The following is a 14,700-nucleotide window of genomic DNA, read 5'->3' as shown; positions in this document are numbered from 1 at the left end:
GGGATCGCCGGTTCCGGCCACTCCTTACACTGGGGAGCGTGATCTCTCGAATCGATCTGCGCGGCTCGCTCGACGACCCGCGCAACCTGCTGCCCCGTGCCGACTTCGACGTCGCGGCCGCCCTGGAGACGGTGCGCCCGATCGCCGAGGACGTGCATCATCGCGGGGTCGCGGCGCTGATCGAGATCACCGAACGCTTCGACGGCGTGCGGCTGGAGTCCACCCGGGTCCCGGCCGAGCAGCTCGCCGAGGCCCTCGCCGGGCTGGAGCCGAAGGTGCGCGCCGCACTGGAGGAGTCGATCCGCCGGGCCCGGCTGGTCCACGCCGACCAGCGCCGCGAGGGGCACACCACCCAGGTGGTGCCCGGCGGCACGGTGACCCAGCGCTGGGTGCCGGTGGACCGGGTCGGGCTGTACGTGCCGGGCGGTCTGGCCGTCTACCCGTCCTCCGTAGTGATGAACGTGGTGCCGGCCCAGGAGGCGGGTGTCGCCGGGATCGCGGTGACCTCGCCGCCGCAGAAGGCGTTCGGCGGCCGGGTGCACCCGACCATCCTGGCCGCGTGCGCGCTGCTCGGCGTCACCGAGGTGTACGCCGTCGGCGGCGCCCAGGCGGTCGCGATGTTCGCCCTCGGCACCGAGGAGTGCGAGCCGGTGAACATGGTCACCGGCCCCGGCAACATCTACGTGGCCGCCGCCAAGCGCTACTTCGCCGGCCGGATCGGCATCGACTCCGAGGCCGGACCGACCGAGATCGCCGTCCTCGCCGACGACAGCGCCGACCCGGCGGAGGTCGCCGCCGACCTGATCAGCCAGGCCGAGCACGGCCCGACCTCGGGCTCGGTGCTGGTCACCGACTCGGTGGCGCTCGCCGACGCGGTCGAGGCCGAGCTGAAGACCCAGGTCGCCCGGACCAAGCACGCCGAGCGGGTGGCCGAGGCCCTCGGCGGCCGCCAGTCCGGCGTCATCCTGGTCGACGACCTGGAGCAGGGCCTGGCCGTCGTCAACGCCTACGCCGCCGAGCACCTGGAGATCCAGACCAGGGACCCGCGCGCCGTCGCCGCGAAGGTCCGCAACGCGGGCGCGATCTTCATCGGCCGGTACACCCCGGTCTCGCTCGGCGACTACGCGGCCGGCTCCAACCACGTGCTGCCCACCGGCGGCTGCGCCTGCCACTCGGCCGGCCTGTCCGTGCAGACTTTCCTGCGCGGCGTGCAGGTCGTCGAGTACGACCGCGAGGCGCTGGCCGGCATCGCCGCGCACGTGGTCACCCTGGCGGACGCCGAGGACCTGCCCGGTCACGGCGACGCGATCAAGGCACGTTTCGTCGGAGACGAAGACAATTGGCAGAGCGAGTGGACGGTTCCCGGCACGTGATCACCATCGACGACCTTCCCGTCCGGGAGGAGCTGCGCGGACAGTCGCCCTACGGCGCCCCGCAACTCGACGTCCCGGTCCAGCTGAACACCAACGAGAACCCGTACCCGCTCCCCGAGGAGCTGGTCGCCCGGATCGCCGAGCGGGTCGCCGAGGCCGCCCGCCACCTCAACCGCTACCCCGACCGGGACGCGGTCGAACTGCGCGAGGGCCTGGCCGCCTACCTCACCCGGACCACCGGCTTCGCCGTCGCCCGGGAGAACGTCTGGGCCGCCAACGGCTCCAACGAGGTGCTCCAGCAGCTGCTGCAGACCTTCGGCGGCCCCGGCCGCACCGCGCTCGGCTTCGAGCCCTCCTACTCGATGCACGCGCTGATCTCCCGGGGCACCGGGACCGGCTGGATCTCCGGCCCGCGCAACGCCGACTTCACCATCGACCTGGACGCGGCCGCCGCGGCGATCGCCGAGCACCGGCCGCACGTGCTGTTCGTCTGCTCGCCGAACAACCCGACCGGGACCGCCGTCGCCGCCGACACCGTGCTGCGGCTCTACGAGGCCGCGCAGGCCGCCCGGCCCAGCCTGGTCGTGGTCGACGAGGCGTACGTCGAGTTCTCGCACCGCCCCTCGCTGCTGTCGCTGACCGAGGGCCGCCCCAACCTGGTGGTCACCCGCACCATGTCCAAGGCGTTCGGCGCGGCCGGACTGCGCCTGGGCTACCTGGCCGCCGACCCGGCGGTGGTGGACGCCGTCCAGCTGGTGCGCCTGCCGTACCACCTGTCGGCCGTCACCCAGGCGACCGCGCTGGCCTGCCTGGAGCACACCGACACCCTGCTCGGCTACGTCGGCCGGCTCAAGGACGAGCGCGACCGGCTGGTCGGCGCCCTGCGCGGACTCGGACTGGAGGTGACCGACTCGGACGCCAACTTCGTCCAGTTCGGCCGCTTCGCCGACACCCACGCCGTCTGGCGGGCCGTCCTCGACCGCGGCGTCCTGGTCCGGGACAACGGCGTCCCCGGGTGGCTGCGCGTCACCGCCGGCACCCCCGCCGAGAACGACGCCTTCCTGGCCGCCGTCGCCTCAGTGATCAAGGAGCTGTAACCCCGTATGACCCGCATCGGACGCGTCGAGCGCACCACCAAGGAGACGTCCGTCCTGGTCGAAATAGACCTCGACGGCACCGGCAAGACCGACATCTCCACGGGCGTCGGCTTCTACGACCACATGCTCGACCAGCTCGGCCGCCACGGCCTCTTCGACCTGACCGTGAAGACCGACGGCGACCTGCACATCGACAGCCACCACACCATCGAGGACACCGCCCTCGCGCTCGGCGCCGCCTTCCGGCAGGCGCTCGGCGACAAGGTCGGCATCTACCGCTTCGGCAACTGCACCGTCCCCCTGGACGAGGCGCTCGCCCAGGTGACCGTCGACCTCTCCGGCCGCCCCTACCTGGTGCACACCGAGCCGGAGAAGATGGCGCCGATGATCGGCGCCTACGACACCACCATGACCCGGCACATCCTGGAGTCCTTCGTGGCCCAGGCCCGGATCGCCCTGCACGTCCACGTGCCCTACGGGCGCAACGCCCACCACATCGTGGAGTGCCAGTTCAAGGCGCTGGCCCGGGCCCTGCGCTACGCCTCCGAGCGCGACCCGCGCGCGGCCGGCATCCTCCCGTCGACCAAGGGTGCGCTGTGAGCAACACCGCGATGATCCTCATCTTCGTCGGGCTCTTCCTGGCCGGCGGCGTCATCTCGTTCTGGAAGCAGAAGCAGGCGAAGGGCGTCATCCTCGTCCTCGCGCTGGGCTCGGTCATGTGCCTGGGTGCCGGCCTGATGCGCCTGTGACCGCCCGGCGAACGAAAGAACTGGACACCTGAACATGGGCAAGAACGTCGTGGTGCTCGACTACGGCTCCGGCAACCTCCGCTCGGCGCAGCGCGCCCTGGAACGGACCGGGGCGACCGTCACCGTCACCTCCGACTACCAGCGGGCGATGGACGCCGACGGCCTGCTCGTTCCCGGCGTCGGCGCCTTCGAAGCCTGCATGCGCGGGCTGAAGTCGGTCCGCGGGGACTGGATCGTCGGACGCCGGCTGGCCGGCGGCCGACCGGTCATGGGCATCTGCGTGGGCATGCAGATCCTCTTCGAGAAGGGCGTCGAGCACGGGGTGGAGACCGCCGGCTGCGACGAGTGGCCGGGCACCGTGGAGCCGCTGGAGGCCCCGGTCGTCCCGCACATGGGCTGGAACACCGTGGACGCCCCCGAGGGCAACCGGATGTTCGCCGGCCTCGACGCGGACGCCCGCTTCTACTTCGTCCACTCCTACGGGGTGCGGCACTGGGAACTGGAGACCCACAGCGCGCGGATCAACCCGCCGCTGGTCACCTGGGCCACCCACGGGCAGCCGTTCGTGGCGGCGATCGAGAACGGCCCGCTCTGGGCCACCCAGTTCCACCCCGAGAAGTCCGGCGACGCCGGCGCCGCCCTGCTGACCAACTGGGTCAACACCCTCTGACGACGGAAGACGTGTACCACATGAGCCGCCTCGAACTGCTGCCCGCCGTCGACGTCCGGGACGGGCAGGCCGTCCGCCTGGTCAAGGGTGCCTCCGGCACCGAGACCTCCTTCGGCGAGCCGCTCGCCGCCGCCCTCGCCTGGCAGGACGCCGGCGCCGAGTGGCTGCATCTGGTCGACCTCGACGCCGCCTTCGGCACCGGCTCCAACCGCGAGCTGGTCCGGGGCATCACCGAGACCCTCGACATCAAGGTCGAGCTGTCCGGCGGCATCCGCGACGACGCCTCGCTGGCCGCCGCCCTCGCCACCGGCTGCACCCGGGTCAACCTCGGCACCGCCGCCCTGGAGAGCCCGGACTGGGTCGCCAAGGTCATCGCCGAGCACGGCGACCGGATCGCCGTCGGCCTCGACGTGGTCGGCACCACCCTGCGCGGCCGGGGCTGGACCAGCGAGGGCGGCCAGCTCTTCGAGGTGCTGGCCCGCCTGGACGCCGAGGGCTGCGCCCGCTACGTCGTCACCGACGTCGACCGGGACGGCACCCTGACCGGCCCCAACCTGAAGCTGCTGCGCGACGTGTGCGCCGCCACCGACCGTCCGGTGGTCGCCTCCGGCGGCGTCTCCTCGCTGGACGACCTGGTCGCGATCGCCGGCCTGGTCGGCGAGGGAGTCGAGGGCGCGATCGTCGGCAAGGCACTCTACGAGCAGAAGTTCACCCTCGGAGAGGCGTTGGAGGCGGTTTCGGGATGACGGAACGTCGGATCGTGCGCGGCCGGGTCGACGGGTTCTCCCGCTGGGAGGAAATCCTCGGCGCGTCGCAGGCGGTCGCCGTCGGGGACCACGTCCACGTGGCCGGTGCCAGGCCGCTGGTGGACGGTGTGCTGCAGGGCGAGGGCGACCCCTACGAGCAGGTGCGGGCCGCCGTCGGCAACGCGCTGGCGGCCCTGGCCGCGTACGGTCTGACGGCGGACGACGTGGTCCGCACCCGGGTGTACCTCACCCACTCCCGTGACATCGACGCGGCGGGCCGCGCCCACCAGGAACTCTTCGGGGCCGTGCGCCCGGTCACCACCCTCGTGGTGGTGCAGAGCCTGGTCGACTCCCGGATGCTCGTCGAGGTCGAACTCGACGCCCACCGCGCCGGACTCGCCGCCACCCTGGAAGCTCTGGAAGGCAAGCAGCCGTGACCCTCGCAGTACGTGTCATCCCCTGTCTGGACGTCGACGCCGGCCGCGTGGTCAAGGGCGTCAACTTCCAGAACCTGCGGGACGCCGGGGACCCGGTCGAGATGGCCAGGCTCTACGACGCCGAGGGCGCCGACGAGCTGACCTTCCTCGACATCACCGCGTCCTCCGGCGACCGCGAGACCACCTACGACGTGGTCCGCCGCACCGCCGAGCAGGTGTTCATCCCGCTCACCGTCGGCGGCGGCGTCCGCGCCGTCGAGGACGTCGACAAGCTGCTGCGGGCCGGTGCCGACAAGGTCGGCGTCAACACCGCCGCCATCGCCCGCCCCGAGCTGGTCCGCGAGATCGCCCGGCGGTTCGGCCGCCAGGTGCTGGTGCTGTCGGTGGACGCCCGCCGCTGCCCCGAGGGCACCGAGACCGCGTCCGGCTTCGAGGTCACCACCCACGGCGGCCGCGAGGGCACCGGCCTGGACGCGGTGGAGTGGGCCGGGCGCGCCGCCGAGCTGGGCGCGGGCGAGATCCTGCTCAACTCGATGGACGCCGACGGCACCAAGGACGGCTACGACCTGGAGCTGATCCGGTCCGTGCGGGCGGCCGTGTCCGTCCCGGTGATCGCCTCCGGCGGCGCCGGGAAGCTCGCCGACTTCGCCCCCGCGGTGGCGGCCGGCGCGGACGCGGTGCTGGCGGCGAGCGTCTTCCACTTCGGGGACCTGCGGATCGGCGAGGTCAAGGGCGCGCTGCGGGAGGCCGGGCACCCGGTCCGCTGAGTCCGCGCCGAGGCCGGTCGGCGCCGGGGCCGTCGGGGTCGCGCTCCGGTCCGTCGGGGCCGGTGCCCGGTTCGGCGCCGGCGGCCACCGCCAGCAGGCCCGGCAGCGAGAGCACCGTCGTCCTGCGTCGGCCGAGCCGGATCAGCCCGTGGCCGGCCAGCTCGTGCAGGGCGTGGTGCACCCGTCGTTCCCCGGCGCCGACCAGTGCGGCCAGCTCGGCCTGGGTCAGCCGGGGGCGGACGGTGAGGCCGGCCCCGCGCGGGCCGGCGGTGCCGTACCGGCCGGCCAGGTCGGCGAGGTGGTGGGCGAGCCGGTGCACCACCGGTTCCGACACCAGGCCGACCAGTCGGCGGGTGGTGACCCGGCCCCGGTGCACCAGACAGCGGCTCAGCGCGAGTCCGGCCGCCGCGTGGCCGCCGAGCCAGTGCAGCCAGTCCGCCTGGGAGATCCGGCGCAGGGTGACCGGTCCGGCCGCCGTCACCGTGGCCGAGCGGGGCCGGTCGTCGAGCGCGGCCGCCTCGCCGACGACGTCGCCGTACGCGCGGATGTCCAGCAGCGCGGGGGCCCCACCGGTGTCCTCCACGGTCGCCTTGGCGAAACCGGTCAGCAGCAGCAGGACGAAGCCGCCGAGGTCGCGGTCGAGGATCAGGGTCTCGCCGTGGCCGTGCGCGCGCCGGGTGCCGAGCCGCAGGACGGCCCGCTCGGCGGCCAGCGCGGCCGGGGAGCCGTCGCGGCGCAGCTCGGCGAGCAGCGTCCCCTCGGGCCAGCCGCCCCCGGGCGGGCCCGCGGCGGGCGCGGGCCGCGGCTCTCCGCACTGCCGTCCCGGGTACTGCGGTCCCGGGTGCTGCGGTCCTGTGTGCTGCGCCGGTGCCACCCCGTGCTCCTCCGCTCCGGCGGTGGGGCCGTGCCCCCTGCGGCGGAGAGGCTAGCGCAGCACGGTGGGTGGCGGAAGGCGTGGCGGCGGCCCCGGCGGCGGCCGGTCGGCCGGGCGCCGGGGCGGGCGCGGGTGCTGGTGCTGGTGCGTCACCCGTCAGGTGTCCTCCCGCGGCTCGCCCTTGATCAGGGCGAACGGGGCGCCGAACGGGTCGGCCAGCCAGGCGATCCGGCCGACGTCCGGCAGGTCCTCCGGTCCCATCAGCACCGTCGCCCCGGCAGCGGTGGCCCGGGCGACCACCGCGTCCACGTCGGAGGAGCCGAAGTACGGCGTCCAGGACGGCGGCTGGGACTCGGCCAGCACCGGGGCGAGGCCGCCGAAGGAGGTGGCCCGCAGGTCGCCCCCGGCCGGGGAGAGCACCTTGTACGTCATGCCGGGCGCCGGGAAGTCCTCCTCGCGCCAGCCGAACACCGCCCGGTAGAAGCCGAAGCCGGCGTCCACGGAGCCGGTGTGCAGCTCGACCCAGATCAGCGCGCCGTCCTCGGACACGGCGTCCAGGCCGGTGACGGCGCCCGGCTGCCAGACCGCGAACTCCGCGCCCTGCGGGTCGGTCAGCTGGGCCATCCGCCCGGCGTCCATCACGTCGAAGGCCGGGACCCGGACGGTGCCGCCGGCCCGCTCGACGGCACCGGCGGCGGCCTCGGCGTCGGAGGTGCGGAAGTACGTCGTCCAGGCGGAGTGCGCGCCGTCCTCGGTGAGCGGGCCGACGGCGGCGACCGTCCGGCCGTCCAACTGGAGGAAGCCGTAGCCGCCGGCCTCCGGGCCGGCCGACCGGAAGGTCCAGCCGAACACCGCCCCGTAGAACGCGGCGGCGGCCGCCGGGTCGGGGCTGCCGAGGTCGATCCAGCAGGGGGAGCCGACCGGGTAGTCGGTGGTGATCATGGTGTCGCGTCCCTTCGGGGGAGACGGGTACGACGGGCAGGGGGCCGGGCGGCCGCCACCGTGGGCCCGGCGGCGCCCCTCCCGGCCACCTGCGAGTCTGCCCCCCGCCACTGACATCCGCAGCCGGGGCGGGACCCCGGTGGCGCTACTCGCGCTCGGGGAGCGGGAGGGCGTGCCGCAGGGCCTCGACGGCGTCGTGCGGGCCGTCGACCTCGACCCGGGTCCGGGCGCCCCGGCCGAAGGCGAACAGCACCAGTTCGCCCGGTTCGCCGGTGATCCGCACCGTCTCCGGTCCGGCCGGGCCGACGGCCAGGGTCCGGCCGTCCGGGTGGCACAGCTCCAGCCGCACCGGGGAGCGGCGGCCCGCCTCCAACCGGGCGGGCAGCGACAGGCGGCGCCAGAGCGCCTCGGCCCGCCCGGCCGGCACCGCCGTCGGCACCGGGCCGTCGCCGGCCCGGGCCACGTCCTCGGCGTGCACGTAGTACTCGACGGTGTTGCCCGCCTCGTCCGCGCCGGGCAGGGAGAACAGGGAGAACGCGGGCGGTCCGGCCCGGAACGTCCGGACCAGTTCCTCGTACGGCCGCGCGGCGTAGGACTCCTGCACCCGCTGGGTCCAGCCGGCCAGCGGGCCGCCCCGGATGCCGGCGGCGGCGTCCGGCCGCCGCTCGCGGAGCACCAGGTGGGCGGCGAGGTCCCGGGTGGTCCACCCGGCGCAGAGGGTGGGCGCGTCCGGCCCGGCGGCGGCCAGCAGTTCGGCCAGGCGGTGGCGCTCGGCGAGCGCGTGGTTAGACATGCGGCCCACCCTACGAGTGCCGACGGAGGGTCAGCGCAGGTGCCCGGTGAGCTTGCCGGTGTCCGGCCGGTTGCCCGCCGTCAGGACGCAGGTGTAGTCGCGCCAGCCCTGCTGGTAGAAGGAGTAGTTCGGGCCCACCGGGTAGCTGTAGTACGGTCCGCCGCCGCCCTGCCGGGCCTCGGCGGCGGCCTGGGCCTCCTTGCAGCCGTCCCGCATCGCGTTGCCGATCACGTAGCCGTCGGTCAGTCCCTCGGGCAGCAGCTGGTCGGCGATCGCCTCGCCGTCGTGCTTGCCCTCGCAGGGGCGGGCCTCCGGCTTGGTGACGGTCCTGCTCAGCTGCGGGTGGTCCAGGCAGGTCCCGACGGTGAAGAAAGCGTAGGGGACCACCTTCGTCGGCGTCGGGGTCGGCGTGGGGGTGGGCGTGGCTGTCGGGGTGGGGGTCGGTGTCGCGGTGGTGGGGGAGGGCGGGGGCGGCGCCGGGGCGGGGTCGTCCCCCGGCCACAGCAGGACCGTCGCGACCACCGCGAGCAGCAGCACCAGCACCGCCGCGACGCCGACCCGCAGGCCGCGGGACGGCCGGGCGTCCTCGCCGCCGGGCCGGTCGGCGGCGGGCCGGTCGCGGCCGGGCGGCTCGGCAGGCTCGGCGGCGTGCTGCTCGGAGGTCATGACCACGAGAATGGCGCAGAGCGGGGGTGCCCGGCAGGCGGTTGGCAGAACTCGTTCGATCGGATGGTCCTCCCGGCCGGAGCACCACCCCCCGGTCCCTGCTCCACGCCCCCGGCGCCGAGCCGCCACGCCCCCCGGCGTCGAGCCGCCACGCCCCCCGGCGCCCCGCCCGACGTGCCCCGCGGCCCCGCCCAGGGGCGCGGCCGCGATCCGGACGGCGGACCTGGCGGCCGGACCGGGCTGTCACAATGGCCCCATGTCCACCACACCCGCCGCCCCCGGCTCCACCGCCCTGGCCCCCGCGATCGCCGCCCGGCTCAAGCGGACCGCGGACGGGCTGCTCCCGGCCGTCGCGCAGCAGTACGACACCGGTGAGGTGCTGATGCTGGGCTGGATGGACGACGAGGCGCTGCACCGCACCCTCACCACCGGCCGCTGCACCTACTGGAGCCGCAGCCGCCACGAGTACTGGGTGAAGGGCGACACCTCCGGCCACGTCCAGCTGGTCAAGTCGGTCGCGCTCGACTGCGACGGCGACACCCTGCTGGTCAAGGTCGACCAGACCGGCGCGGCCTGCCACACCGGCGACCGCACCTGCTTCGACGCCGACGTGCTCCCGCTCGGCTGAACCGCCCGCTCCGCCCCTCCCCGTAAGGTGCCGCCCGCATGGACCTCGAAGCCTTCCGCAAGCTCGCCGTCGACACCCGGGTCATCCCGGTCACCCGCAGGCTCCTCGCGGACGGCCTCACCCCGATCGGCCTCTACCGGAGCCTGGCCGCCGAGCGCCCCGGCACCTTCCTGCTGGAGTCCGCCGAACAGGGCCGCAGCTGGTCGCGCTACTCCTTCGTCGGGGTCCGCAGCGCCGCCACCCTGACCGCCGGTCCCGACGGCGACGCCCGCTGGCTCGGCGCCCCGCCGGTCGGCATCCCCACCACCGGCGACCCGCTGGAGGTGCTGCGCGCCGCGCTGCGGACCCTGCACACCCCGCGCCACCCCGACGACGGCCTGCCGCCGCTCACCGGCGGCCTGGTCGGCTACCTGGGCTACGACGTCGTGCGGCGCCTGGAGAAGCTGCCCGACCTCAACCCGGACGACCTGAGGCTGCCCGAGCTCACCATGCTGCTGGCCACCGACCTGGCCGTGCTCGACCACGCCGACGGCACCGTGCTGCTGATCGCCAACGCCGTCAACCACAACGACCTGGAGAGCGGGGTCGACGAGGCGTACGCGGACGCCGTCGCCCGGCTCGACCGGATGGAGGCCGACCTGCTCAAGCCGGTCGACCCCGGTCTGGCGACCTTCACCCCGACCGGCCCCGGCGAGGTCCGCTCGCCGTTCGGCGGGGAGCCCTACCGGGCCGCGGTGGAGGAGATCAAGGAGCGGATCCGGGCCGGCGAGGCGTTCCAGGTGGTGCCCTCGCAGCGGTTCGAGGCGCCCTGCCCCGCCTCCGCGCTGGACGTCTACCGGGTGCTGCGCACCACCAACCCCAGCCCGTACATGTACCTGTTCCGCTTCCCCGGTCCGGACGGCGGCGCCGAGGGCGGTTTCGACGTGGTCGGCTCCAGCCCGGAGGCGCTGGTCAAGGTCACCGACGGGGAGGCGATGCTGCACCCGATCGCCGGCACCCGGCACCGCGGCGCCACCCCGCACGAGGACGCCGGGCTGGCCGCCGAGCTGCTCGCCGACCCCAAGGAGCGGGCCGAGCACCTGATGCTGGTGGACCTCGGCCGCAACGACCTCGGGCGGGTCTGCGAGCCGGGCAGCGTCGAGGTGGTCGACTTCATGCAGATCGAGCGCTACAGCCACGTCATGCACATCGTCTCCACCGTGACCGGGAAGGTCGCCGAGGGGCGGACCGCCTTCGACGTGCTGACCGCGTGCTTCCCGGCCGGCACGCTCTCCGGCGCGCCCAAGCCGAGGGCGATGCGGATCATCGAGGAGCTGGAGCCCACCCGCCGCGGCCTGTACGGCGGCTGCGTCGGCTACCTGGACTTCGCGGGGGACTCGGACACCGCGATCGCGATCCGCACCGCGGTGCTGCGCGACGGCACGGCGTACGTCCAGGCCGGGGCCGGCGTGGTCGCCGACTCCGACCCGCACGGCGAGGACACCGAATGCCGCAACAAGGCCGCCGCCGTCCTGCGGGCGGTCGCCACCGCGAATACGCTGCGTAGGCCGTAGGCCCCAGGGCCCCGCGCGCGTCGCGGGGCCGCCGCAGCGGAAGGGACGACAGCATGCCTGACGTGCAGCGGAGGATCGTGGCCGCCGCCAGGGAGCAGCTGCTGCGGCAGTCGGGCGGCCACGGCGGCGTCCGCCCGGTGGTGGACGGGGACGGGCCGCGGACCCGGCTCCTGGTGCTGGCCCCGGGCGCGTCCTCGGACGCCGCCGGACGGTACCGGACGGCGGACGCGCTGGCGGTGCTGGAGGTCGTGCCGGTGCCGGACCCGGCCGGGGGCCACCGCGCCCACGCGGACGCGCGTGTCCCGCTGTACGTCGTGGTGGATCCGGGCGAGGCGGTCTGCACGGTGCACAGCCGGCCGCTGCCCGGCGTCGGGTACCGGGAGGCGGAGCGGGTGCCGTTCGGGAACGATCTCTTCCTGCCGCTGGGGGAGCGGACGCTGGTGCTGGAGACGGGGGACTTCCCGGTCGAGCCGCCGACCCCGGGTGCGGCGGCGGGGTGAGGGCGGGGGACACTGGTCCGGTGAGCGCTGAAGCCCGAACCGACGCCGTGTCCGCCGACCCCGCCGCCGCACCCGCGCCCGCCGCGCGGGCCGGGCGCCGCACGCTCGGGGTGATGCTGCTGCTGACCGTGCTGGGCGCGGTGCTGGTGCTGACCGCCGCCGGGCGGGTCTGGGCCGAGGGCCTGGCCGGCACCCTGGAGGTGTCCGCCACCGGTGGGAAGATCTCCGAACTGCCCGCCGGGCTGGCCATGGTGGCCCTGGCGGCGGCGGTCGCGGTGTTCGCGGTGCGCGGCGCCGGACGGCTCGCGGTCGGGGCGCTGACGGTGCTGGCCGGGCTCGGCGCGGCGGCGGCCGCCGCGGCGGGCGCGGGGGACACCGCCGCGCTGGACGGCGAGGCGGCCCGCAAGCTGGCGCTGACCGGTTCCGCCGCGACCGGCGTCGGGCACACCGCCTGGCCGTGGGTGGCACTGCTGGGCGGACTGCTGCTGGCACTGGCCGGACTCCTGACCGTCCGGTACGGGCGCGGCTGGCCGGCCATGGGCAGCCGGTACGAGGCGCCGACCGGTCGGGCGCCGGTCCGGCGGGCGGCCGCCGAGACCCCGGCGGACCTGTGGAAGGCGCTGGACCGGGGCGAGGACCCGACCGCGCGCTGAGGCCGGCCGGCCCGGTCGTACTGTGACGCGATAGACCCGCCACCCGCTTTGGGCCGCCGGTGTACGGCCCGGCACAATGGAGACGTCAACCCGCCAGGGGCCCGCAGGCCCGGCCGGGGCCCCGAGAGCGTAGGAGCACCATCAGATGTCTGCAGGAACGAAGGCTGCCAGCGGCCACACCGTCGCCGCCTGGACCGGCGTGACGATCTCCTTCATCGGCTTCGCCATCGCGGGTGTCGCGATGATCCTGCCGTCGGTGCTCCTGGTCTGGGGCGGCCTGGCGGTCGTGGTGGCCGGCGGCGTGGTCGGCAAGGCCATGGCGATGGCCGGCATGGGCGCGCAGCCCAGCGTCCACACCTACACCCCGGAGGAGCAGGCCGCGCTGGCCGGCAGCCCGGCCTGACCCGGCCGGACCTCCCACGTGAACGGCGGGCGGCAGGCCCGCCGTTTCGTTTCTCCCACCGCGCCGCCGGGAGGGGCACAATCATGGGCGTGAACGCCGCCCCCGCCCCCACCGCCGCCGCCCGGCCCTCCGGCCCCCGCCGGCTGGTTCCGCCGCTGGCCGCCGCGGTCGCCGTGGCCGTCCCCGCCGGATACATCGCCGCGGTGGACCCGAACAGCCCCGGTCACTACCCGGACTGTCCCTTCCTCGCGGCCACCGGCTGGTGGTGCCCGGGCTGCGGGGGGCTGCGCTGTGTGCACGCGCTGACCCACGGGGACCTCAACGGTGCCCTGCACGACAACGCGGTGGCGGTGCTGCTGTTCGTGGTGCTGGCGGTGCTCTGGGCGCGCTGGCTCTGGGCGGCGCTGCGCGGACTGCCCGGGCCGCGGCTCGCCCTCGGGTCCCGGCGGTGGGTGCTGGTGGCGCTGTTCGTGCTGGTCTTCACGGTGGTCCGCAATCTGCCGGTCGGTGCCGGGCTGGCCCCGCCGTCGGTCTGAGCGGGGTCCGGGCCGGCGAGTGGCCGGAGTGGCCGGAGTGGCGGGCCGGGGGTGGCCGTTCCCGGCCCCGGTTCGGCGCCGGGCGGCGCGGCGGCACCGCCGCGGTTCGACGGTCGGGCGGGAGGGCGGAGCGGTGAAGGCGCAGGCCGGAGCCCCCGCCAGGTGTCCGGACCACGAGACGCGCGCCGGGTGGATGCGCTGTGCGCCCCCCCGTGCCGATACCATCGAAGGGCCGGAGGCCCATTGGCCGCCGGCTCCTCGCCAGCAGTCACTGGCAAACATGATGGGGGCGCCCGAGTGAGTGTGCTCGACTCGATCGTCGAAGGGGTCCGCGAGGACCTCGCCGAGCGACAGGCCCGGGTCTCGCTGGACCAGCTCAAGGAGCTCGCCGCCAAGGCCCCGGACGCCAAGGACGGCGTGGCCGCGCTGCGCGGCGACGGCATCCGGGTGATCTGCGAGGTCAAGCGCTCCAGCCCGTCCAAGGGCGCGCTGGCCACGATCGCGGACCCGGCCTCCCTGGCGACCGACTACGCGGCCGGCGGTGCCGCCGCGATCAGCGTGCTGACCGAGCAGCGCCGCTTCGGCGGCTCGCTCGCGGACCTGGACGCCGTCCGCGCCGCCGTGGACACCCCGCTGCTCCGCAAGGACTTCATCGTCACCGCCTACCAGCTGTGGGAGGCTCGCGCGCACGGCGCCGACCTCGCGCTGCTGATCGTCGCGGCCCTCGACCAGCCGGCCCTGGTGTCGCTGATCGAGCGCGCCGAGTCGATCGGCCTCACTCCGCTGGTGGAGGTGCACGACGAGGAGGAGATCAAGCGCGCGGTCGACGCCGGGGCGCGGATCATCGGTGTCAACGCCCGCAACCTCAAGACCCTTGAGGTGGACCGCAACACCTTCGGCAACGTCGTCCACGCCATTCCGGACAACGTCGTGAAGATCGCCGAGTCCGGGGTGCGCGGCCCGCTGGACGTGATCTCCTACGCCAACCTGGGCGCGGACGCGGTCCTGGTCGGCGAGTCCCTGGTGACCGGCAAGGACCCGCGGGCCGCCGTGGCCGATCTGGTCGCGGCCGGCGCCCACCCGGCGATCCGGCACAAGGACTGATCCCGCCGCCATGAAGATCGCCACTCGCCTCGCCCCCGGCTGCCGCCCGCGCGGCTGCCGCGCGCCCGCGCGCCGGGTGCTGGGGCGGCGGGTGCGGTACGTCATCGGCTGCGAGCCCGGACAGATCCCCGGGCGGCGATGGCGCACGACGTCCGGCTGACCGCAGCCCGTCGGCTGTCGGCCGTCAGACGTCACGTCACCCGTCGTCA

The 14,700-nt window shown here is 75.1% G+C and carries 20 protein-coding genes; 16 read left to right on the top strand and 4 right to left on the bottom strand.

Annotated elements, in window-relative coordinates:
• Positions 1-38: 38 nt before the first annotated feature.
• Genes hisD through hisF form a run of 8 tightly spaced genes read left to right on the top strand, consistent with a single transcriptional unit; the run spans position 39 to position 5,839 of the window.
• On the top strand, positions 39-1,373 hold the full coding sequence (gene hisD, locus ACIQ9P_RS01835) for a histidinol dehydrogenase (RefSeq protein WP_402348069.1): 1,335 nt from the start codon (positions 39-41) through the stop codon (positions 1,371-1,373).
• Entirely contained in the window at positions 1,370-2,470 is a 1,101-nt protein-coding gene (locus tag ACIQ9P_RS01830) for a histidinol-phosphate transaminase (RefSeq protein ID WP_402349812.1), read from the top strand. Before hisD ends, ACIQ9P_RS01830 begins: the two co-directional genes overlap by 4 nt.
• 6 nt (positions 2,471-2,476) lie before the next feature.
• Complete coding sequence (hisB, locus tag ACIQ9P_RS01825) at positions 2,477-3,070, top strand: imidazoleglycerol-phosphate dehydratase HisB (RefSeq protein ID WP_402348066.1); 594 nt, start codon at positions 2,477-2,479, stop codon at positions 3,068-3,070.
• The gene (locus tag ACIQ9P_RS01820; protein ID WP_266268853.1) at positions 3,067-3,219 is read left to right on the top strand and encodes a hypothetical protein; all 153 of its coding nucleotides are present in this window, start codon (positions 3,067-3,069) and stop codon (positions 3,217-3,219) included. The genes hisB and ACIQ9P_RS01820 overlap by 4 nt, the downstream gene beginning before the upstream one ends.
• Before the next feature lie 34 nt (positions 3,220-3,253).
• Positions 3,254-3,889, top strand: coding sequence for an imidazole glycerol phosphate synthase subunit HisH (hisH, locus tag ACIQ9P_RS01815; protein WP_402348062.1), 636 nt, complete (start codon positions 3,254-3,256; stop codon positions 3,887-3,889).
• A gap of 20 nt (positions 3,890-3,909) precedes the next feature.
• A complete protein-coding gene (gene priA / locus ACIQ9P_RS01810; RefSeq protein ID WP_402348059.1) occupies positions 3,910-4,635 on the top strand; it encodes a bifunctional 1-(5-phosphoribosyl)-5-((5-phosphoribosylamino)methylideneamino)imidazole-4-carboxamide isomerase/phosphoribosylanthranilate isomerase PriA in 726 nt (241 codons plus the stop codon).
• The gene (locus tag ACIQ9P_RS01805) at positions 4,632-5,072 is read left to right on the top strand and encodes a Rid family hydrolase (protein WP_402348056.1); all 441 of its coding nucleotides are present in this window, start codon (positions 4,632-4,634) and stop codon (positions 5,070-5,072) included. The genes priA and ACIQ9P_RS01805 overlap by 4 nt, the downstream gene beginning before the upstream one ends.
• A complete protein-coding gene (gene hisF / locus ACIQ9P_RS01800) occupies positions 5,069-5,839 on the top strand; it encodes an imidazole glycerol phosphate synthase subunit HisF (RefSeq protein WP_402348053.1) in 771 nt (256 codons plus the stop codon). The genes ACIQ9P_RS01805 and hisF overlap by 4 nt, the downstream gene beginning before the upstream one ends.
• Here the strand turns inward: hisF and ACIQ9P_RS01795 are convergent.
• The 4 genes from ACIQ9P_RS01795 to ACIQ9P_RS01780 form a co-directional block, all read right to left on the bottom strand.
• Positions 5,799-6,713, bottom strand: coding sequence for a Crp/Fnr family transcriptional regulator (locus tag ACIQ9P_RS01795; RefSeq protein WP_402348050.1), 915 nt, complete (start codon positions 6,711-6,713; stop codon positions 5,799-5,801). The genes hisF and ACIQ9P_RS01795 overlap by 41 nt on opposite strands.
• A gap of 156 nt (positions 6,714-6,869) precedes the next feature.
• The gene (locus ACIQ9P_RS01790; protein WP_402348047.1) at positions 6,870-7,655 is read right to left on the bottom strand and encodes a VOC family protein; all 786 of its coding nucleotides are present in this window, start codon (positions 7,653-7,655) and stop codon (positions 6,870-6,872) included.
• Between the two features lie 145 nt (positions 7,656-7,800).
• Positions 7,801-8,448 (bottom strand): TIGR03085 family metal-binding protein, encoded by a 648-nt coding sequence (locus ACIQ9P_RS01785; RefSeq protein ID WP_402348044.1) that lies wholly within the window; start codon positions 8,446-8,448, stop codon positions 7,801-7,803.
• Positions 8,449-8,478: 30 nt separating this feature from the next.
• Positions 8,479-9,114, bottom strand: a complete 636-nt coding sequence (locus ACIQ9P_RS01780) for a hypothetical protein (RefSeq protein ID WP_402348041.1) — start codon at positions 9,112-9,114, stop codon at positions 8,479-8,481.
• Positions 9,115-9,370: 256 nt separating this feature from the next.
• Between ACIQ9P_RS01780 and hisI the strand changes: the two genes are divergently transcribed.
• From hisI to trpM, 8 genes are all read left to right on the top strand, one after another.
• Positions 9,371-9,742: a phosphoribosyl-AMP cyclohydrolase gene (gene hisI, locus ACIQ9P_RS01775; RefSeq protein ID WP_402348039.1), complete on the top strand. Its 372-nt coding sequence runs from the start codon at positions 9,371-9,373 to the stop codon at positions 9,740-9,742.
• Positions 9,743-9,780: 38 nt separating this feature from the next.
• On the top strand, positions 9,781-11,295 hold the full coding sequence (locus tag ACIQ9P_RS01770; RefSeq protein WP_402348036.1) for an anthranilate synthase component I: 1,515 nt from the start codon (positions 9,781-9,783) through the stop codon (positions 11,293-11,295).
• 53 nt (positions 11,296-11,348) lie between these two features.
• Positions 11,349-11,795 (top strand): hypothetical protein, encoded by a 447-nt coding sequence (locus tag ACIQ9P_RS01765; RefSeq protein ID WP_402348033.1) that lies wholly within the window; start codon positions 11,349-11,351, stop codon positions 11,793-11,795.
• Positions 11,796-11,815: 20 nt separating this feature from the next.
• Positions 11,816-12,448, top strand: a complete 633-nt coding sequence (locus tag ACIQ9P_RS01760) for a TIGR02234 family membrane protein (protein WP_402348030.1) — start codon at positions 11,816-11,818, stop codon at positions 12,446-12,448.
• A gap of 145 nt (positions 12,449-12,593) precedes the next feature.
• Positions 12,594-12,851 carry an HGxxPAAW family protein gene (locus ACIQ9P_RS01755; protein WP_402348027.1) on the top strand — a complete coding sequence of 86 codons (258 nt, stop codon included), beginning with the start codon at positions 12,594-12,596 and terminating at the stop codon, positions 12,849-12,851.
• An 89-nt stretch (positions 12,852-12,940) separates the two neighbouring features.
• Entirely contained in the window at positions 12,941-13,387 is a 447-nt protein-coding gene (locus ACIQ9P_RS01750; protein WP_402348025.1) for a DUF2752 domain-containing protein, read from the top strand.
• A 297-nt stretch (positions 13,388-13,684) separates the two neighbouring features.
• Positions 13,685-14,491, top strand: a complete 807-nt coding sequence (gene trpC, locus ACIQ9P_RS01745; protein ID WP_402348022.1) for an indole-3-glycerol phosphate synthase TrpC — start codon at positions 13,685-13,687, stop codon at positions 14,489-14,491.
• Between the two features lie 10 nt (positions 14,492-14,501).
• Complete coding sequence (trpM, locus tag ACIQ9P_RS01740; protein WP_402348018.1) at positions 14,502-14,651, top strand: tryptophan biosynthesis modulator TrpM; 150 nt, start codon at positions 14,502-14,504, stop codon at positions 14,649-14,651.
• Positions 14,652-14,700 lie beyond the last annotated feature (49 nt).

Origin of the sequence: Kitasatospora sp. NPDC094019 (assembly GCF_044764505.1) — a bacterium.
Lineage (GTDB): Bacteria > Actinomycetota > Actinomycetes > Streptomycetales > Streptomycetaceae > Kitasatospora.
Note: the sequence above shows the minus strand (reverse complement) of the source record. Positions and strands in the feature narration are given on the sequence as shown.